Origin of the sequence: Brevibacillus jepli (assembly GCF_047229145.1) — a bacterium.
In the GTDB taxonomy this organism is placed as follows: domain Bacteria; phylum Bacillota; class Bacilli; order Brevibacillales; family Brevibacillaceae; genus Brevibacillus.
In genome coordinates this window covers 1-18,335 of sequence record NZ_JBFEFW010000047.1, presented here as the reverse complement: position 1 = coordinate 18,335, position 18,335 = coordinate 1, and the positions used below count along the sequence as shown (strand labels likewise).

Sequence of the window (18,335 nt, the reverse complement as noted above, 5' to 3'; positions counted from 1 at the left end):
GTCTTATTCTGTACAGGCTTTGCAAAAAGATCTCGTTTTCCAAGAATACGAGCAAATCGTAAATAGACTCGAATGACTAACTAGATGAGGATACAAAAGATGACTTTGAAAGACGTTTTGGAGAGTGTAATGGTCAAGCCACAAGCTTTCCTACACGAAAAAAAAGAGGTGGAGAAGTTGGGGAAAATCATTGCGGTTGCGAACCAGAAAGGCGGCGTTGGCAAGACCACTACGTCCGTCAATCTAAGTGCTTGTTTGGCCGCATTGGGGAAAAAGGTACTGCTGGTTGATATTGATCCGCAAGGGAACGCAACCAGTGGGATCGGGGTAAATAAAGCAGACGTTAAGTATTGCATTTATGATGTCCTGATCAATGATATCAACCCTGTCGATGCGACTTTGCCAACTGATATTGAAGGATTGATGATCATTCCCGCCACCATTCAATTGGCAGGTGCGGAAATCGAACTGGTGCCAACGATTTCTCGAGAGGTTCGTCTGAAAAAGGCTCTGGAAGTTGTGAAGGACAAGTACGATTACGTCATCATTGATTGCCCGCCATCCTTAGGTATTTTGACCGTGAATTCTTTGACAGCATCTGATTCTGTCTTAATTCCAATTCAGTGTGAGTACTATGCGCTAGAGGGATTAAGCCAATTGTTGAATACCATTCGATTGGTACAAAAACACTTGAATTCACAGCTTGCTATCGAAGGTGTCGTGCTGACTATGCTGGATGCACGTACGAATCTCGGGCTGCAGGTCATTGAAGAAGTGAAAAAGTATTTTCAGGACAAAGTATACAAAACAATTATTCCTCGGAATGTTCGCTTGAGTGAAGCGCCGTCACATGGACAAGCCATCATTACGTACGATCCACGCTCACGAGGTGCGGAAGTCTATACTGATTTGGCGAAGGAAGTGGTAGGGGTATGAGTAGAGGCTTGGGAAAAGGGCTGAATGCGCTTATTACTTCCAATCTCATCGAAGAAGGGGAACAGGTGAAAGAGGTTTCCATCAATGAGATTCGTCCTAACCCTTATCAGCCCCGGAAAGAATTCGAGCAATCGGCTATAGATGAACTCGCACAGTCGATCAAAGAGCATGGGATCATTCAGCCACTGATTGTCCGAAAAAGCATTAAAGGCTATGAACTGGTAGCTGGGGAAAGACGATTGCGTGCTGCAAAGGTAGCTGGGTTAAAGCAAGTTCCGGTAGTAGTCAAGGCGTACACCGACCAGCAGTTAATGGAGATTGCTCTCATTGAGAATTTGCAACGGGAAAATCTCAATCCGCTGGAAGAGGCTGAGGCATATGACAAGCTGATTTCCCATCATGATTATACGCAAGAACAGCTCGCGCAAAAGATAGGGAAGAGTAGGCCGCATGTAGCCAATATGCTGCGTCTGCTTCAACTGCCAGAGAAGATCCGCAAAATGGTCTCGGCAGCTGAACTATCCATGGGACATTCGCGTGCTCTGCTTGCGGTAAGCGATAAGAAGGTACAGCAGCAGCTGGCAAATGACGTGGTGGAAAAAGGCTTGAGTGTTCGTCAGCTGGAGGAGATTGTGAAGCAGCTCAATGTTTCACGTGAAACAAAAAAGAAAAAGCCAGCGAAAAACGAGCCTGTATTGATCGAGATGGAAGAACGGTTACGCAGTCGTTTTGGAACATCGGTCAAGATTAAAAAAGGATCGAAGCGCGGCAAGATCGAAATCGACTTCTATTCGCAGGAAGACTTGGAGCGAATCATCGATATATTGAATATAGAGAAGTAAGTCCAGGAGGTAGTCATGGCGATCATCTATTTGGATAATGCAGCTTCTACTTGGCCGAAGCCGCCTGCAGTCAAGGAAATGATGGCGGAGGTCATCGGAGATTTTGCAGCAAATCCTGGCCGAGGTGGACATGCTTTGGCGATGAAAGCGAGTAAAGCTGTGTTTCGGACACGGGTGCAGTTGTCGCGGTTGTTTGGGATTCAAAACCCGAATAACCTCTTTTTTTATCTCAATGCGACTCAAGCGCTTAATCAGGCGATAAAAGGGTTCTTAAAAGCAGAAGATCACGTTATTTCTTCGTCTGTAGAGCATAATTCAGTAAGGCGTCCCATTGAATACATGCGTAAAAATCATCAAGTTGAAGCCACTTTTGTTGAACCGAGAGATGACCACCACTTTTATGTTGAAGATTTCGCCAAGGCCATTACGCCAAAGACGCGGCTCATGGTTGTAAGTCATGCTTCCAATTTGACAGGTGTCATTCTGCCTGTAGCAGAATTAGGGAAACTGGCAAAAGAGCATGGGATTACTTTTTTGGTAGATGCTTCGCAGTCTGCTGGTGTTTTGCCGATAGATGTAGAGGCAATGAACATTGATATGCTAGCTTTTCCTGGACATAAAGGGCTGTACGGTCCACAAGGCACAGGTGGATTGTACGTGAGCAGTGATATCGATTTAGAGCCATTGATTCATGGTGGGACAGGCAGTCAGTCTGAAGCGATCGATCAACCGACAACACGCCCAGATCGCTACGAAAGCGGAACACTCAACACGGTTGGTTTGGCGGGGTTGCATGCAGGTGTCGCTTTTGTCATGGAAAAAGGTGTGGACAACATTCGTCAGCACGAATGGGAACTGGTGAAAAAGATGATCGTTGGGTTGCAGCAGATTGAAGGTGTGCATGTCTATGGCCCGGGGATCGAGACCGAGCGTGTAGCCGTGGTTGCCTTTAATATAGGAGAAGTGGATGCAGCAGAGGTGTCGTTTATCCTGGACCAACAATACGGGATTGCGACCAGATCGGGCTATCATTGCACGCCACTCGGTCATCAGACTGCGGGCACCGAGCAACGTGGAGCGGTTCGAGCCAGCATTGGAATTTTCAACTCAGAGAAAGATGTAGAAGCGCTTCATAACGCTGTTCGAGAAATTGCAGCGGCGTTTGTGTAAGGCAACAGTAGGGGGACAGCGCAAGTGATCTTGCTAGGAACATTGGTCAACGCCGGAGCAATCATCTTGGGAGCATTGTTAGGCAGAATGTTGAAGCGAATTCCGGAGTCGATGCGACAAACCGTTATGCAAGGAATTGCTCTGGCCGTATTCATATTGGGTATTAAAATGTGCATGGGATCGAATAATTTTTTACTCGTGATTATCAGTATTGTAGTCGGTACAGTACTCGGTGAATGGATTGGGATTGATAAAGGATTAAACAATCTGGGGCACTGGCTGGAGAGTAAAGTAGGGGGCGGCGAAGGCAGTATTGCCTCTGGCTTTATTACGACGACGCTGGTGTTTTGTATCGGCGCCATGGCAGTATTGGGTGCGATGGATAGTGGTTTGCGTAACAACCATGATGTACTGTATATGAAAGCATTACTAGACGGATTTTCGGCGATTATTTTCACATCGACGCTAGGGATTGGTGTTATCTTTTCGGCAGTGCCCGTGTTTTTATATCAGGGCTTGATTGCGTTATTATCTACACGCATTTACAGTGTCGTGAGCGAAACAATGCTCGATGCGATTCTGGTAGAAGTAACGGCGGTAGGTGGCCTGATGATTATTGCAATTGGACTCAACGTATTGGAAATAAAAAAGATAAGGGTAGCCAACATGATGCCAGCATTAGTGATCGCGGCAGTTGGGGTTCCTTTTATCGATTGGTTTTCAAAGCTGTTTTCGTAGTCGGCAGAGAGGCTCTTCCTTCGGGAGGAGTCTTTTCTATATAATGATACCAAAACTTTATTGGGTAACGGATAAGGATGAGTGGGACGGAGCAGTACGAAAGCAGTATGTTGGGGAGCGAATTACTATGTTGGGTGTAATCGTCAATCCTGTATCGGGCAATGGCACAGGATTAAAAGTATGGAGGCAAATGGAGCCGAATCTACGACGTCTAGGATCGCCTTTTCAGATCAGGTTGACATCAGGAGAGGGGGACGCTGAAAAATTATCAAAAGAGCTGATTCAAAAAGAGGGAGTAAATAAAATCATTGCTGTCGGAGGGGACGGAACTGTCCGAGGAGTGATAAACGGAATATACGAATCGAAGCAAGACTGTCGTTTTGGACTCATACCGGCTGGTTCCGGGAATGACTTTGCTCGCGGACATGGAATTCCGATGGAACCGTTGCAGGCATTAGATCGGATTCTGTCGGGAAAAGAGGAAAAGCAAATTGATCTGATCTTGTTGAATGGAAAAGTAGCGGTAAATTCGGTCGGGGCCGGCTTCGATGCACAGGTAGCACAAGTAACAGATCGAGCGGTGTACAAAGCTTGGTTGAATCGGTACAAGCTAGGAGCGTTGGCCTATATTTTATCGGTGATTCGCGTCGTATGTACGTATCAGCCGTGTGACATTGTACTGTACGTTGATGGTCAGGAGGTTCATTTGCAGGGTGTATGGCTTGTGGTCGCTGCCAACATTCCGAATTACGGTGGCGGAATGCTGATCTGTCCAGATGCTGTGCCGAATGATGGCATTGCGGAGATTTGTGTCGTTAGAGGTGTGAGTCGACTCGGTTTGTTAGCAGCATTTCCGAAAATATTTACAGGGGCTCACGCGAATCACCCTGGTGTCCTTTTTTATAGGGGCAAAGAGGTAACGATACAAGCTGAAGGACGTGTGCCAGTTCATGCAGACGGAGAACTCGTAGCGACAACGCCGATCCGTGTACAAATGATAGAAAAGTGTCTGACCATATGTGTGTAAAAAAAAAATAGACCTGCCATCCGCGTAGGGAGAGAACAGATCCAAACTCAAGTTTTCTACAGAGGGATGGAACCTTTTGCAAAGAGAAACGGTCAATCATATAGAACACTATCGAATCGACTTGGCGTAGAAGCCAGCGTTACGGCTTTTGCCAGTCCGGAAGCTATTATATCTGCCATGTTCATGACGATCGAGAGGCGGGTATTTTGAAGAACAAAATACTCCATGAATCCTCCAACGTTGACAATACCAGTAATGTGAAAGGAACCAACAGGAGGGAGCTCTTTTTTTACACCAGCTCCTGGTTTTAATGGACCGTTAATCACATTGATGTTTCCTACGTGGCTAAATTGTCCTAAACAGGCATCCACGGCTATAAGCGTAGATGTTGGATGGTTCTCGTGAATGAAGTCTAATTTTTCTTTTAGATTCATGGCGTGAACAGGGTCTTCCAGTGTTCCGTACACTTGCAAGGAACGAGGTGACAAAGCGATGAGCTTGGTTCCCACTAACGGGCCTAGCGCATCACCAGTAGAACGGTCTGTCCCAATACATACAATGACAATGTCGTCATCGAACCGATTTAAGCGAAAGCGCTGCGCAAGGTGACCGGCGAGATGCTCGTCTGCGTTTTCACTGCGGTATTCCACTTTAAAAGGTGGCAAAGAATAATCCTTGCGATTATCGGATGTACTCATGGATACCCCCACTCTTGCGGACTTGGCCAAAAAGTGCGTTGTTGAACAACCTGTAAAAGGTTATAAAAGAGTATTCACAGTATCGTACCGTTATGACATTTTTATACCTGCTAATGGGAAAGTTACGTAGGTTTTGAAAAATCAGCGAGGCTGGCAAGCATGTAAGCAACCGGGTAAAATAAGAGAAGCCCGTGGCATTTTGCTGATAAGATGAAGGGGGAGTGAAATGGGAGGAGAGACAGTACTGATCGCGTTTGATTCCACACAGCAAGCCTTGCGTGCAGAAATGCTGCTAGAGTACGAAGACATTGAGATCGATACAAGACCGACACCAAAAGAAATAACGGCTGGCTGTGCCCTTTCCATTGAGTTCCCACTGCCGGATTACTCACGAGCAAAAGAGATCATGGACGAACAACAAGTGGTAATACGAGGATACTTCCGTCAATTTTTTGGCCTATATCGGGAGGTCGACGAAAACGGGGAGCAAAAGGAGCGCGAGGAATGAATCAACCAAGTTTTTTTGAGAAAATTTATGCTCAAGTATACGCCTATGTCACGGATGCAGATATGTGGGTAAATATAGGGATGATTGTACTGAAGATCGCAGCGATCATCCTGTTATCGCGAGTCGTCGTTTCTGTTGTCCAATCAGGAGTCAATAAAGTATTCCAGCACCGCCATGGAAGCAAGATTCAAATGGATCAACGCCGAGTGGACACGATGCGGGTGCTCGTCAACAATATCGTTCAGTACAGCATTTACTTTTTGGCGATTCTCATGATCCTGCAGTTATTGGGCATCGATTTGCGACCTGTTTTGGTAAGTGCAGGGGTACTCGGTCTTGCAGTTGGTTTTGGTGCACAGAGTCTCGTACGTGATATTATTACGGGATTCTTCATTATCTTTGAGGACCAGTTTGCAGTCGGAGATGTCGTAACGATCAACAATTTGACAGGGACGGTACAGGAGATTGGTCTGCGCATTACAAAGGTGCGGAGCTGGACGGGTGAGGTACACATCTTTCCAAACGGCACGATTAATCAGGTGACCAATTTTTCTTTGCAAAATACGTTAGCTGTCGTAGACGTGTCTGTCGCGTATGAAGAAGATCTGAGCCAAGTTGAGGCTGTGCTCAAGGAAGTATTGGCATCGGCTCAAACGGAATTAACGGATATCGTGGCTGAACCACAGATTTTGGGTGTACATGCACTGGGACCTTCTGAAGTCATTATTCGGGTTACGGCAGAGTGCAAGCCGAACACACATCACGGGGTCAATCGAAATCTGCGTGCGAAGATCAGAACGGAATTAACCAATCGTGGTATTCAAATTCCGTATCCCAAAATAGTCGCGGTGTCTGGAAAGGGAACAGCGTAGAGAGGAGAAAGAGAAATGGAACGGAAGCAATTTGGGCTGGGGGATGTTGTACAGATGAAAAAGCCACATCCATGTGGCACGAATGCGTGGAAGGTCATACGCATGGGCATGGATGTGCGAATCAAATGTACGGGTTGTGATCATAGTGTGATGATTGGTCGACTAGAATTTGAACGCAAGCTGAAAAAGATATTGATTCGCGCGGAGGAAGAGCCGCAAGCATAGCTTATATTTCTTTGATCAACCCATCTGTCTTTTTCTACAATGCCTGTAAACGGTAAGGTACGCCAATACGTATCAGAAGGCGACCTTTGTCGTTGCAGACGGGAGGGATTCGATGAAAAAGATGGGTGTTAGGTGGTTGCAATGGGTATTGGTGCTAGCGCTATTCCTGGTTTCATCACAGGCAGCGTGGGCAAGGTCGGCTAACGATTGGGGAGTAAAAATATCACCAGCTGACAAATCGGCGGAGATTGACCCGGATCAAATCATTACACTGACATTTTCGGGGCCTGTTACGTTAAAAAATGGTCAAGAGCTCTCTGACAAGTCAGGTCTCTCGATGATTTCGCTCACAGATGCGAAGAAAAAGAAGGTTCCTTTTACGGCAAAATGGAACAAAACAAATGGGAGCATGACGATTGATCCGGTAGGAAATCTGGAAGCGGGAGCGTCGTATCGAGTAAGCTTGTTGGCAAAGAAAGTGAAGGATCAACGAGGTATTTTGAATCCGGAGCTGACCAGCACGTTTCATACGAAAAAACCTGTGGATAACATTTCTCCTCAAGCAGTCATACTGCCTGGTCACGGAGCCAAAAATGTAAAGCTCCAGGATAAAGTAACACTCCAGTTTTCCGAAGAGATTGCTTTGGTTGATGGAGGGATTCTCTCCAGCAAAACAGCCGCGCCGTTAGTACGTGTCACAGATGAAAAAGGTGCTTCTGTTCCACATACGATTACGTGGAACAAAAGCAAGCGGATGCTGTCCGTGAAGGCAAAAGGGAAATGGCAGCCGCATACGAGATACCAGGTGAGTTTCATTGCGGGTTTAGTAAAGGACACAGCAGGTAATCACAATCAAGCGCAGTGGATAACTTTTCAGACCGGGTCTAAATAATCCAACTATGTGGGTAAAAAAAAGGATGCAGCCAAAATAGGCGCATCCTTTTTCCTTTTGTACGATCAAATGTATCTCCCGGTGATGGCACTTAGGTTATGACTGATCATTATCCCTAGGCTGCATGGCCTGGCCTATGATCTATGTGGAATTGGAGAAGGTAAGGCTGCTGAGGATGCAAGGCTTACCTTCAGATAGGCTGGATGGCAGCGGAGTAGGTTAGTCGCAGTCGCAACCTACGATAACGAGAAGGATGAACAGAACCAAGATCAGCGCGAAGTCGTCGAAGCCGTTAAAGATACCCACTTGCTAACACCTCCTACCGTAGTTTCAATACTCATGCTATGTAGCAATCCACAACGAGGTATAGGCAGATGCCCTGGTTCCAAGGAAAATAAGTTATTCACAGCATATCCACAGAAAATGTGGACAACTTTTTACGGGAAGAAGGAGTGTCTTCGGAGGGTTTGGGGAAAAGAAAGTCGCAGCCAAATATTTATCCACAGACTTATCCACAAAAGGGGATTTTCTCTGGATAAATTGACGGTTGTTATTGAATATTTGAAATATTTTTATTAGTAAGAAGGAATTTGGCAGGTGAAAATATAATTACACTAACAAGAATTTGGCAAAGATAATAAAGAAGAAAAGGGGCGATTGAGATTTGAAGAAGCAAGTATTTGCATCAGTTACGGCTTTAGCCATTGCATTATCGACAGTATCCGTACCATTCATTCCGTACAGCACACAGGCGGTAGCTCTTGCTGCTGAGAAACCTTCTTATCAAACTCGCGCTGAGATTCCAGATGCCTACAAGTGGAAGCTGGATCATATTTATCCGACTGTTCAGGAATGGGAAAAGGATGTTGCTAAGGTTGAATCTTTAGCAAACGCTTTCACGAAGCATCAGGGTAAACTGGGTACATCATCTGCTGCGATGCTAGCGGCATTCGACGACTACGTGGCATTGATGCGCTTAAATGACAAGGCTTATGTGTACGCAAACATGTCTCTCGACGTAAACTCTGCCAATCCTGATCTGCAAAAGCTGGGAGACCGCGCTGAGAAAATGTACACGCTTGTCTCGGAAAAAACCTCGTGGGTACAACCTGAAATCGTCGCAATTCCCGATGACAAAATAAAAAGCATGCTAGCCGAAAAGGAGCTGGCACCTTACAAGCTGTTTATCGAAGACATGCTGAGAACGAAGCCGTATTCACTCTCCGCGGATATGGAGCAGCTCTTGGCGAAATCGTCTCCGTTAGGCGGTGCACCTACCAATATTTATGGAATGCTGTCCAAAGACGTGAAGTTCCCGAAAATCAAAGATGAAACAGGCAAGGAAGTCCAGTTGAATCGTGCCAATTTCATTTCTTATCTAGAGAGCAAGAATCAAAATGTGCGCAGAGAAGCGTTCAAGGCGTACTATAGCGCATTGATCAATTTCCAAGACTCGTTTGCATCAACGTTGGCTGCCAAAGTGAAGGGCGATAACTTTTACGCGGCTGTACGTAATTACGATTCAGCGCTGGAAGCAAGCCTGACACCGAACAACGTACCGACGAAGGTGTATGATGAGCTGATTGACACGGTGAATGACAATCTGCCATTGCTGCATCGCTACATTTCCTTGAAAAAGAAAATGCTAGGCGTGAAGGAATTGCACATGTACGACATTTACGTGCCGATCGTTCCTTCTGATGACAAATATATTTCCTTCGACGAAGGAAAGAAAATCGTCGTTGATGGGTTGCAGGCAATGGGTGATGACTATGTGAAGGCGATGTCGGAAGGTCTGGATGGCGGCTGGGTAGATGTATATTCGACCGATGACAAGCGCACGGGTGCTTACCAATGGGGTGCATACGATACACATCCTTATGTACTGTTGAATCACCAAGGAACACTCGATGATGTGTATACGATCGCCCATGAGATGGGACACGCTATGCAATCGTATTACACAAACAAAAACCAGCCTTACATTTCGTCCAACTATCCAATCTTCACAGCAGAAGTGGCTTCTACCATGAATGAAACATTGCTGTTCAAGAGCATGTACGCGAAGGCGAAGACGAAAGAAGAGAAGATGTATCTCTTGAATCACTATCTGGAAAACTTCCGTTCCACGCTGTTCCGTCAGACGCAGTTCGCGGAGTTTGAGAGAGCGATTCACGAGAAGGAGCAAGCTGGGGAATCCCTCAATGCGGAAGCGATTAAGAAGATTTACCTCGACATTAACAAAAAGTACTACGGAAAAGACATGGTTTCCGATGAGGAAATCGGTATGGAATGGGCACGTGTGAGCCATTTCTACAACTATAAATACTACGTCTATCAATACTCCACGAGCTTTGCCGCTGCGCAAGCATTGGCGAAGCAAATCATGGATGAAGGCCAGCCAGCAGTGGATCGGATCCGCAAAAACTTCCTCGAAGCGGGTAACTCTGCTCCTCCTATCGAGGTGTTAAAAGCAGCAGGTGTGGACATGTCCACGTCCCAGCCAATCGAGCAAGCGATGGAGATTTTTGAAGAGACATTGAATGAGCTGGAGAAGCTGGTTAACGAGAAGTAAAGAAACGAATAGAAGCAAAATAGGCTCCCTTCCATTAAGGATAGGGGGCCTGTTAGTTTTTACATACCGATCAATAGGCAATACCGACACGCGCACGCACATATTCCGAAGTAGAAAGCTGCTGATACGTAAAAGCTGCCGTATCAGGCACGGAAATTTGCATACCATCTACAGGCAACAGGTGGGCTTCGACCCGGTACGTGCCTGTATACTCGCCATCGGGCAAATACGTTGGGCAAACAATGGTCCAATCCAGCCCAGAATGCTCCAAGAGCGTATATGCCTTGTGGTGTTCTTCGGCAGCACGCGTCAATTTTTGTCTGGACTCACTGGATTGATAGCGGAGCAGGTCAGGAGACACTCTGCTTTGCAGGATGCCAGCAGTGCCCACCGTAATAATTCGTGAAACGCCTTCTTGCTTCATCGCTTCAATTATATAGGGAGTTCCCTCAGATAGCGTCGTCGCTTTATCTGTACCAAGCGCGCTAATGACCGAGTCAACTCCACGCATGGCTGATGCTACATCCATTTGATCGAGAACGTTTCCGGTCAGGACGCGCAGATTTTCAGCAGATCGATCACGTAGTTTGTCTGCTGAGCGAACGAGAACGATTATTTCATGGCCATCTTTTAACGCATGGTCGAGTATGTGGCTCCCTACGCGACCAGTGGCCCCGAGAAGTAAGAGCTTCATCTTTGCAGTCACCTCGTTACCTTTCTTTTACCGAAGCAAACAGATTCTGTTTGTCTAGTCTAGCATTTCTTTTTTTGTCCCACCAGCTGAAGCTATGATGAGCACAGAAGGAGTCAAGGAAATAAAGCTTCCACAAGGAGAATTGTAATCTGAAAACCAGTGTATATAGATGGGTGCATCATGCCAAGTAATCACGATATCAGAAGCATTAGAAATGTCTACATGATGAATTTTGACGAATCGCATTTTTTGATTTTAAGCGATCGAGGGACAATACATCATCAATTAAGCTCTTTGCTTTCTTCTGCACAATAATTCCACTGTTTGCATTCTCCATTTTCTTTAGCTGCTCGAGCAATAGTTGTCTATCTTTCTCAATTCGCTCCCTTGCTTTTTTAAGATCGTGTGCAGTAATCAGTTCATCCTCGTACGCCTCAATCTGTCTTTGTGCCTTTAAATCCAATTTTCGAAGACGAGCATGAATTGAATCTTTATCAGTACGCTTTTCGGAGTGTGTTTTAACAGCAGATATTTCTAAATCGCTGGCATCAGCTGTTGTGATCTTCTTAATTTCGTTGATGATTGTAGATTCTAAATCATCACGGTGAAGATGATGGAAGAAGCAACCACCTTTTTTCATGTATGTATTACATACATAACGAAAGTAATAGTAAATGTAGCTTTTACCTCTCTGCTGGCGATACTTTTCGTGATTGAAAAATCTTTTGAATGGCATAAATTGTATGGTGAGAGTATATAATGTTACATTTATTTACAAAACTTTACATTACAGGAATATTGAGTGAGCAAATTTGGTTGTTTGGTAAAATGGAAACAGTGATCGGGACGTGCCAGTGTGAATATGGCACGTCTATTTTTTTATCTGAAATACGAACGTATGATCTTGCTGATGAGGAGGCATTTTGTGATCAAACTTACAGACGTAGCTAATCAGAAGTTGCTGGATGCATTTCTAGCTCAAGTAGACAATCAACAACTATACCAACGAGTGCTTGCTTCGCCGGACGATACGCAAGGCATCGATGAACTACACCGTAGATTTCAGGAATTTTATGCCGAGCTTCGATTGACCAAGTATATTTCCTCTATCATTCACTATACAGCTATCGAATTGGCTGTGCGGAACAGGAAGCTAGGGAACGTATGTAAACCGATGGATGATATGGAAAAAGTAGCAGATGGAGTGATGAGTACAGTAAACGACAGTGATCAGGATGATATGGGAGAGTGGAAAGATGTTTTATCGGACAAACGTGTGCTGGATGCCATTCACCAGCTTACAGAAAAAGAACAAAAAGTCATCACTCTGCTTTATTTGAAAAATCTCCGAGAATCGGGAGCAGCGAATCTGCTGGGTATTAGCCAGCAGGCCGTTTCTAAGGCAAAGAAAAGAGCATTAGAAAAGCTCAGAGATCAATTGGCATTGGAAGGATAGTATGACTTTGGTAACCCTTGTTAAACGAGCACAAAACAACGAAGCGTACGCTGTGCATGAAATTGTTCGAATGTTCGAACCAAAAATAAAGAGGACTCTGAGATTGGTAAATAGAGAGGAAAAGGAAGATATCCGGCAAGAAATATCATTGAAAATTATTGAAGCCGTATTGAAGTATAACTTTAGAAAAGCACCACGATTGGATTTTATAAAACTACTACATGAAAAGAAGAGGCTTCCAGGGTAGGAATGCCTCTTTCATTGTCATTTAGCCACAGTGATTTTAACTTCTTTGGTTTTACTTTCACTTTCTTCCTGATTCCATTGTTCCAGAGTTTCAAACGAATAATCTTGAATATCAGGAATGGTGAACTTTAGCGTAGTATCATTTTCCCATTGCAGATCGTGAATCGGTACGGTGAAATTTCCGTTAATCAGCTTGTTGATTATTTCGCTATTATTTTGAAGCTCCGCGTTCTTAAATTCGACAGTGTCAATTATCACTAAACTACTTCTGCTTACAGTTGATCCTTCATTTTCTCCCAATTTTATAGCTAAATATTTGTTATCGACTGTAATTAGTGCCTCCTGAAAAAAGCTTGATTCTGGGAGGGGAATAGATGTGACCTGATCATTTTTATATTTCACAAAAACATTGTTACATAACTTTATTCCACAACCGTAGCCTATGACCGCATAAGTTGCATTGGGGTTAGGAAGTGGATTAACGACCATGCGATCTATTTCAGTTTTTCGTTCAGATGAATTGGAAGGGTAATCTTCTAAATATGTATGTATAGTAGGAATTTGTTCGATTGGAATGGCGATTGTCATATTTTCGTTTGAAATAATCAGTTCCTCACGATTTTGACTTTGGTTACCGTCTGAGTCTTCGGAATTAACATTTACCTGTTTAATGGAAGAGCAACCGATTAAACTGAATCCCAAAATAGCTATTAAACCGCAGGATAAAATTTTTTTCATTTTAATCATCTCCTTGGTTGTAAAAGACTCAAAAAATTCCTCTTTATATTATTGAATACACATTAAAGGAGGAATTAGCATGGCGATTTCTAAATCTGTGAAATTAAATCTTCTTGAAAGCACCGGTTTTTTTGAGGGTAATGATGGTTACTCAAGCGTTTCTGGAAATTTTGATGATCAAGGCATTTCTTTCGGGATCATCCAATTTAACTTTGGACAAGGTACGTTAGCTCCATTACTTAAAGATTACATCAATAAAAACGAAGCAGATTTTAAAGACATTTTTGGTAGCAGTAAAGCAGCTACACTGAAAAAAGTTGTTTTTGATTATTCGAAATCAAAGCAAATCACCTGGGGAGATAGTATCAGTACTAAGAGTGGAGCTGATATCGTTACTGAGTGGAAAAAACCATTTCAAAAATTGGGCGAAGAAGCAAGCATGCAAGAACTGCAGTTAAAGCATGCGGAACAATACTTCGATCGGGCTGAATCATTGGCTGAACAATTTGGCATCATTAGCACACAAGGATTAGCATTTCTTTTTGATCATGCAGTACAATCTTGGCGTTTCAATGGTTCTCACTCAAAAATCGCACGAGAGATTGATGACTTGGAACGTGAATATCGAAGCAATGGTAACGGAGACCGATTGCCTGATGAAGACCGTCTATGTGTTCTTCTTGATTATGTCAGATCAGGTGATGAGAAAGACCGTCGACGAGCTATTAAAAACGGAAGAGGCAAAGTGCATGGTAAACAGTATGACGTGGATGATTATGGGCTCTCGTATGACGATGAATTCTAAAAAACCAGGGGATACTCCCTGGTTTTTTTCATACAAAAGATAGACGTAGCTAAGATGGGATATGTTACATGTTAACATTTTGGAATTACTTACGGATCGATGTACCTCCTGACTATTAGGAATGTTTAATATCGAACGCAGGGCGAACATATAATCAAGACATGGCGAGTTTACTGGAAAAATATAGACATTAAGTGAAGTGGTGATTAATATTGGGGGTTGAGGCGTGCCAGTGTGAATCTGGTACGTCTATTTTTTTGTTTGAAAAACGAACGTACGCTCTTGTTTGACATTAATTAAGTGGAAAGCAGGTGAGTGATTGACGAAAGAGGAGTGTAGACAAATACCGCGGCGTATAGCTTGGAACCTGAACAATCGAGAGAGAAAGAGGCTGCGTAATGAATGCCCGATCCTGGACGACTTTGGCAGGCAGCAGAGTACGATCGGAAGCGACGATAACCTTTTTGTTGAAGAGCTATTACTGCAACTCCCTAATGAAAAGGAAAGGCACGTCATTCGCAAGATCGTATTGGAAGGCTTCACAGCAAGAGAAGTCGGAGAAGACCTACACATGGGAGAAAGAGGAGTGAATCAATGCAAAAATCGGAGCCTGAAGAAACTGCACAATTATCTAACCACGCATTCAGTCTAATAGCTGAGCAAGCAAAAAATGGTGATAACGAGGCGCTACTCAAAGTCTTGGAGGAAATGCAACCTGAAATTGACTCCCTAGCTGGTTTTCTCAAGCTACGAAAGAAGAGGGAATTCAAGAAATTACGACGCAGTTTATTGAGAAAATCAGGGGTTGAAAATCTTTTTTAAAATTTTTTAGAAAAGCTGTTCCGTTTTGTCCCTGTTTTTTACCTAGATAGGTGAAAGCGACGATGACCGGTCAAAAACTGTTGCTTATATTCTTCATTTTGTATTTGCCATCTTTAAAATAATATTCAATCGTTATATACTCAATATATTTCAAATAATCACCTTCCACACCAACAGTGGCCGTTATTGTATTATCTGAGATCCCATAGTAAATGAAATTTTCATAACTGATTTCAGAAATTTTATCGGGAAGAAGTTTGGACTCTTTAAAAGGGATATTCTCTAACTTGATATTTGAAATCGTTTCACCTATTTTTATTTCCACTTCAGTATCAGATATTATTTTAGTTGTAACATGGTTTTTTATTATATCTAAAGGATTTTCTATAGGATACTCAGTAAAGTTCTCAGGATTTACAATATGAATGGTTTCGCTAGAAAAACCTGTCCCATGACCTTTACTTAAAAGAATAGCCAATTCTTTTTTTTGATCATTATTTAAATCTAAATAAAACAATTCGGGTAAATCTGTAATCATTGCAATGGTTTCCCAATCAAAAACTTTTTTAACCCCATTGATGCTTACAATTAAATCCTTATACATGTTTGTATCTTTATCATTATTTAAAGCATATAAGTAAATTTCTTCTTCTGGAATGGAAGCAATCATTTTGATATCAGAGTTAATATCAACTACCTTTTTGTTATTATCCCAACTTACTTTAGAACCTAAAGAGTCCGCAATTAACTTTACTGGCACATAGACACGCCCATTAATGAATTGGGGATCCCAACCAGTCTTTTGTTCACCATTAAGATAAATAGATATTTTTTGTTGTACGGCATAACTATCATTAATCCAAAAACCAAAGAAAATTATTGGCAAAAGCGATAAAGTAATAAAAAACCTGATCTTTTTAGGTAACATTTTACTCCTCCTCATTTCTCTGCTCGACTCCCCATTGAACATGGTACGTAGCATTAGTCCAATCTAGTTGCCCTCCGCTCTCTGTTAAAGGTGCATTTAATTTATTGTACCTCGTATCAACATCAGGAATCCACTTACTGTTAATAAAGGTATTTACTACCTATATCTATCGACTCATGATAATGAAAAAAAGGAAATGCTCAAACAAATTGACTTGTATGCGTAACCTAAATGGATTAACCAATTACGAGGAATCTTGCTAAGTATGTAGAACTCCAAACTAAAGCGCAGTAAGCTTAAATGACCGAAGAGCGTGTGATAACTTATTTAACCCGACTTTATTTTAGGAGACGGGACGTTTACTATATTAATTCATATCATTGCTTCCAAGTTAATGGCTGATTGGACGTAATGACAGAATGTGATAGACTATTTGAGTTGGATATTAAATGAACGAGGTGTATATAGATGGGTGCTTCTTGCGGGATTGTCGGTCTTCCAAACGTAGGGAAATCGACATTGTTTAATGCCATTACACAAGCTGGCGCTGAATCGGCGAACTATCCGTTCTGTACGATTGACCCGAACGTAGGTATTGTGGAGGTGCCAGACGAGCGTCTGGAAAAGCTGACACAGATCGTCGTTCCTAATAAGGTAGTACCGACAGCATTTGAATTCGTGGACATTGCAGGCTTGGTAAAAGGCGCGAGCAGAGGCGAAGGCCTTGGCAACCAGTTTCTTGGACACATCCGTGAAGTGGACGCGATTGCGCATGTGGTGCGCTGCTTTGAAGATGAGAACATCACACACGTAGCAGGCCGTGTCGATCCTTTGAGCGATATCGAGACAATCAACCTGGAGCTGATTTTTGCTGACCTGGATTCTGTTGATCGTCGTATCGATCGCATTGCACGCAAAGTAAAATCCGGCGACAAGGAATCCAAGCAAGAGCTGGACGTGCTGGAGAAATTGAAGGCAGCATTTGAAGAGGGTCAATCTGCTCGCAGTGTTGAACTCGATGACGAAGAGCGCAAATGGATTCGCGATTTGCATCTTCTGACAATCAAGCCAATGCTGTACGTGTGCAACGTAGCAGAAGACGGTATTAACGATGCAGACAGCAACCCGCATGTGCAGACAGTTCGTGAGCATGCAGCGAGTGAGGGTGCAGAAGTGGTTGTGATCAGCGCCAAGGTTGAAGCAGAAATCGCTGAGCTCGAAGGCGAAGACAAAGAAATGTTCCTGGAAGAGCTAGGTCTTTCTGAGTCTGGTCTCGATCGCTTGATTCGTGCTGCTTACAAACTGTTGGGATTAGTAACGTATTTTACTGCAGGTGTACAAGAAGTTCGCGCTTGGACCATCCGTCAGGGTACAAAGGCTCCAGGAGCGGCAGGCGTGATTCATACCGATTTCGAGCGTGGATTCATTCGTGCAGAAGTGATTGCTTATGATCATTTGGTAGATGCTGGTTCCGTTGCGGTAGCCAGAGAACGTGGGAAGTACCGTCTTGAAGGGAAAGAGTACGTAGTGGCAGATGGAGATGTTATGCATTTCCGCTTCAATGTTTAATACGAATTTCTTGATTCCAAATAGGCGGTTTGCTATAATACGATAATGCGAGTATTTATGGAGTGCATGATTTGTGCGTTTCGTTTTAGCACTCGCTCCTTGCCCGAACAGGGCCGCTAAAGTCCATAAGGAGGTGAAAAGGTATGCGCCAATACGAAGTAATGTATGTATTGCGTCCAGACCTTGAAGAAGAGAAAGTAAAATCCAATGTAGCTCGTTACAGCGATGTTGTAACTAACTATGGTGGCGAAATCTCTAAGCTTCAAGAAATGGGTAAACGTCGTCTTGCGTACGAGATCAACAAGTTCCGTGAAGGTTACTACGTTTTGATGAACTTCAAAGCGAACTCCGATGCTGTTGCGGAAGCTGAGCGTCTGATGAAAATCAATGACGACGTAATCCGCTTTATGTTTGTTCGTGATGAGAAGTAATCATTGTCGCGATCAGAGGGGGAACCAAGATGAATAAAGTCATTCTCATCGGCAACCTGACGAAAGATCCTGAACTTCGCTACACGCGTGCGCCACGTTTCGCCTAACCTACAACTGTAGGGAAAAGCGACGGACTTTGACGGTATCTAGGTGCACCCTAATA

At 43.6% G+C, this 18,335-nt stretch carries 24 protein-coding genes; 18 read left to right on the top strand and 6 right to left on the bottom strand.

Features of this window, described 5'->3' with window-relative positions; all coding sequences use genetic code 11:
* Positions 1 to 177: 177 nt before the first annotated feature.
* The 5 genes from AB1L17_RS29675 to AB1L17_RS29655 all read left to right on the top strand — a co-directional run bounded on the left by AB1L17_RS29675 (position 178) and on the right by AB1L17_RS29655 (position 4,713).
* Positions 178 to 936, top strand: coding sequence for a ParA family protein (locus tag AB1L17_RS29675; protein ID WP_412848489.1), 759 nt, complete (start codon positions 178 to 180; stop codon positions 934 to 936).
* Positions 933 to 1,778: a ParB/RepB/Spo0J family partition protein gene (locus AB1L17_RS29670; RefSeq protein WP_412848473.1), complete on the top strand. Its 846-nt coding sequence runs from the start codon at positions 933 to 935 to the stop codon at positions 1,776 to 1,778. The genes AB1L17_RS29675 and AB1L17_RS29670 overlap by 4 nt, the downstream gene beginning before the upstream one ends.
* Before the next feature lie 15 nt (positions 1,779 to 1,793).
* Positions 1,794 to 2,948, top strand: coding sequence for an aminotransferase class V-fold PLP-dependent enzyme (locus tag AB1L17_RS29665; RefSeq protein ID WP_412848474.1), 1,155 nt, complete (start codon positions 1,794 to 1,796; stop codon positions 2,946 to 2,948).
* Positions 2,949 to 2,972: 24 nt separating this feature from the next.
* On the top strand, positions 2,973 to 3,686 hold the full coding sequence (locus tag AB1L17_RS29660; RefSeq protein ID WP_412848475.1) for a DUF554 domain-containing protein: 714 nt from the start codon (positions 2,973 to 2,975) through the stop codon (positions 3,684 to 3,686).
* A 127-nt stretch (positions 3,687 to 3,813) separates the two neighbouring features.
* The gene (locus AB1L17_RS29655; protein WP_412848490.1) at positions 3,814 to 4,713 is read left to right on the top strand and encodes a diacylglycerol/lipid kinase family protein; all 900 of its coding nucleotides are present in this window, start codon (positions 3,814 to 3,816) and stop codon (positions 4,711 to 4,713) included.
* Between the two features lie 92 nt (positions 4,714 to 4,805).
* On the opposite strand, the gene yyaC is transcribed toward AB1L17_RS29655, so the two are convergent.
* Positions 4,806 to 5,411 (bottom strand): spore protease YyaC, encoded by a 606-nt coding sequence (gene yyaC, locus AB1L17_RS29650; protein ID WP_412848476.1) that lies wholly within the window; start codon positions 5,409 to 5,411, stop codon positions 4,806 to 4,808.
* Between the two features lie 226 nt (positions 5,412 to 5,637).
* On the opposite strand from yyaC, the gene AB1L17_RS29645 reads away from it, so the two are divergent.
* The 4 genes from AB1L17_RS29645 to AB1L17_RS29630 all read left to right on the top strand — a co-directional run bounded on the left by AB1L17_RS29645 (position 5,638) and on the right by AB1L17_RS29630 (position 7,908).
* Entirely contained in the window at positions 5,638 to 5,919 is a 282-nt protein-coding gene (locus AB1L17_RS29645) for a putative Se/S carrier protein (protein ID WP_412848477.1), read from the top strand.
* The gene (locus tag AB1L17_RS29640) at positions 5,916 to 6,791 is read left to right on the top strand and encodes a mechanosensitive ion channel family protein (protein WP_412848478.1); all 876 of its coding nucleotides are present in this window, start codon (positions 5,916 to 5,918) and stop codon (positions 6,789 to 6,791) included. Before AB1L17_RS29645 ends, AB1L17_RS29640 begins: the two co-directional genes overlap by 4 nt.
* Before the next feature lie 15 nt (positions 6,792 to 6,806).
* Positions 6,807 to 7,016 carry a DUF951 domain-containing protein gene (locus tag AB1L17_RS29635; RefSeq protein ID WP_007720174.1) on the top strand — a complete coding sequence of 70 codons (210 nt, stop codon included), beginning with the start codon at positions 6,807 to 6,809 and terminating at the stop codon, positions 7,014 to 7,016.
* 112 nt (positions 7,017 to 7,128) lie between these two features.
* The gene (locus AB1L17_RS29630; protein ID WP_412848479.1) at positions 7,129 to 7,908 is read left to right on the top strand and encodes an Ig-like domain-containing protein; all 780 of its coding nucleotides are present in this window, start codon (positions 7,129 to 7,131) and stop codon (positions 7,906 to 7,908) included.
* A gap of 219 nt (positions 7,909 to 8,127) precedes the next feature.
* Here the strand turns inward: AB1L17_RS29630 and AB1L17_RS29625 are convergent, their stop codons facing one another.
* Positions 8,128 to 8,214, bottom strand: coding sequence for a YjcZ family sporulation protein (locus AB1L17_RS29625; protein ID WP_017246824.1), 87 nt, complete (start codon positions 8,212 to 8,214; stop codon positions 8,128 to 8,130).
* Between the two features lie 358 nt (positions 8,215 to 8,572).
* Here AB1L17_RS29625 and pepF point away from each other — a divergent pair, with 358 nt between their 5' ends.
* Positions 8,573 to 10,483: an oligoendopeptidase F gene (pepF, locus tag AB1L17_RS29620; protein WP_412848480.1), complete on the top strand. Its 1,911-nt coding sequence runs from the start codon at positions 8,573 to 8,575 to the stop codon at positions 10,481 to 10,483.
* Between the two features lie 70 nt (positions 10,484 to 10,553).
* Here pepF and AB1L17_RS29615 read toward each other — a convergent pair whose 3' ends face one another.
* Together AB1L17_RS29615 and AB1L17_RS29610 are read right to left on the bottom strand one after the other, a co-directional pair.
* Positions 10,554 to 11,177, bottom strand: a complete 624-nt coding sequence (locus AB1L17_RS29615; protein ID WP_412848481.1) for an NAD(P)-dependent oxidoreductase — start codon at positions 11,175 to 11,177, stop codon at positions 10,554 to 10,556.
* Positions 11,178 to 11,385: 208 nt separating this feature from the next.
* A complete protein-coding gene (locus tag AB1L17_RS29610) occupies positions 11,386 to 11,913 on the bottom strand; it encodes a recombinase zinc ribbon domain-containing protein (protein ID WP_412848482.1) in 528 nt (175 codons plus the stop codon).
* A gap of 189 nt (positions 11,914 to 12,102) precedes the next feature.
* On the opposite strand from AB1L17_RS29610, the gene AB1L17_RS29605 reads away from it, so the two are divergent.
* Positions 12,103 to 12,633: a sigma-70 family RNA polymerase sigma factor gene (locus AB1L17_RS29605; RefSeq protein WP_412848483.1), complete on the top strand. Its 531-nt coding sequence runs from the start codon at positions 12,103 to 12,105 to the stop codon at positions 12,631 to 12,633.
* Position 12,634: 1 nt separating this feature from the next.
* Positions 12,635 to 12,880 (top strand): helix-turn-helix domain-containing protein, encoded by a 246-nt coding sequence (locus tag AB1L17_RS29600; protein WP_412848484.1) that lies wholly within the window; start codon positions 12,635 to 12,637, stop codon positions 12,878 to 12,880.
* A gap of 17 nt (positions 12,881 to 12,897) precedes the next feature.
* On the opposite strand, the gene AB1L17_RS29595 is transcribed toward AB1L17_RS29600, so the two are convergent.
* On the bottom strand, positions 12,898 to 13,617 hold the full coding sequence (locus tag AB1L17_RS29595) for a hypothetical protein (protein WP_412848485.1): 720 nt from the start codon (positions 13,615 to 13,617) through the stop codon (positions 12,898 to 12,900).
* A 79-nt stretch (positions 13,618 to 13,696) separates the two neighbouring features.
* Between AB1L17_RS29595 and AB1L17_RS29590 the strand changes: the two genes are divergently transcribed.
* From AB1L17_RS29590 to AB1L17_RS29580, 3 genes are all read left to right on the top strand, one after another.
* Complete coding sequence (locus AB1L17_RS29590; protein ID WP_412848486.1) at positions 13,697 to 14,422, top strand: hypothetical protein; 726 nt, start codon at positions 13,697 to 13,699, stop codon at positions 14,420 to 14,422.
* A gap of 319 nt (positions 14,423 to 14,741) precedes the next feature.
* On the top strand, positions 14,742 to 15,074 hold the full coding sequence (locus AB1L17_RS29585) for an RNA polymerase sigma factor (protein WP_412848897.1): 333 nt from the start codon (positions 14,742 to 14,744) through the stop codon (positions 15,072 to 15,074).
* A complete protein-coding gene (locus AB1L17_RS29580; RefSeq protein ID WP_412848491.1) occupies positions 15,017 to 15,244 on the top strand; it encodes a hypothetical protein in 228 nt (75 codons plus the stop codon). The genes AB1L17_RS29585 and AB1L17_RS29580 overlap by 58 nt, the downstream gene beginning before the upstream one ends.
* A 70-nt stretch (positions 15,245 to 15,314) precedes the next feature.
* On the opposite strand, the gene AB1L17_RS29575 is transcribed toward AB1L17_RS29580, so the two are convergent.
* Entirely contained in the window at positions 15,315 to 16,172 is an 858-nt protein-coding gene (locus tag AB1L17_RS29575) for a stalk domain-containing protein (RefSeq protein ID WP_412848487.1), read from the bottom strand.
* A 468-nt stretch (positions 16,173 to 16,640) separates the two neighbouring features.
* Here AB1L17_RS29575 and ychF point away from each other — a divergent pair, with 468 nt between their 5' ends.
* The 3 genes from ychF (at position 16,641) to AB1L17_RS29560 (ending at position 18,279) form a co-directional block, all read left to right on the top strand.
* Positions 16,641 to 17,741: a redox-regulated ATPase YchF gene (gene ychF / locus AB1L17_RS29570; protein ID WP_412848488.1), complete on the top strand. Its 1,101-nt coding sequence runs from the start codon at positions 16,641 to 16,643 to the stop codon at positions 17,739 to 17,741.
* A 143-nt stretch (positions 17,742 to 17,884) separates the two neighbouring features.
* On the top strand, positions 17,885 to 18,172 hold the full coding sequence (gene rpsF, locus AB1L17_RS29565) for a 30S ribosomal protein S6 (RefSeq protein ID WP_007720183.1): 288 nt from the start codon (positions 17,885 to 17,887) through the stop codon (positions 18,170 to 18,172).
* A 29-nt stretch (positions 18,173 to 18,201) separates the two neighbouring features.
* Positions 18,202 to 18,279, top strand: coding sequence for a single-stranded DNA-binding protein (locus AB1L17_RS29560; protein WP_411504621.1), 78 nt, complete (start codon positions 18,202 to 18,204; stop codon positions 18,277 to 18,279).
* Positions 18,280 to 18,335: the final 56 nt, after the last annotated feature.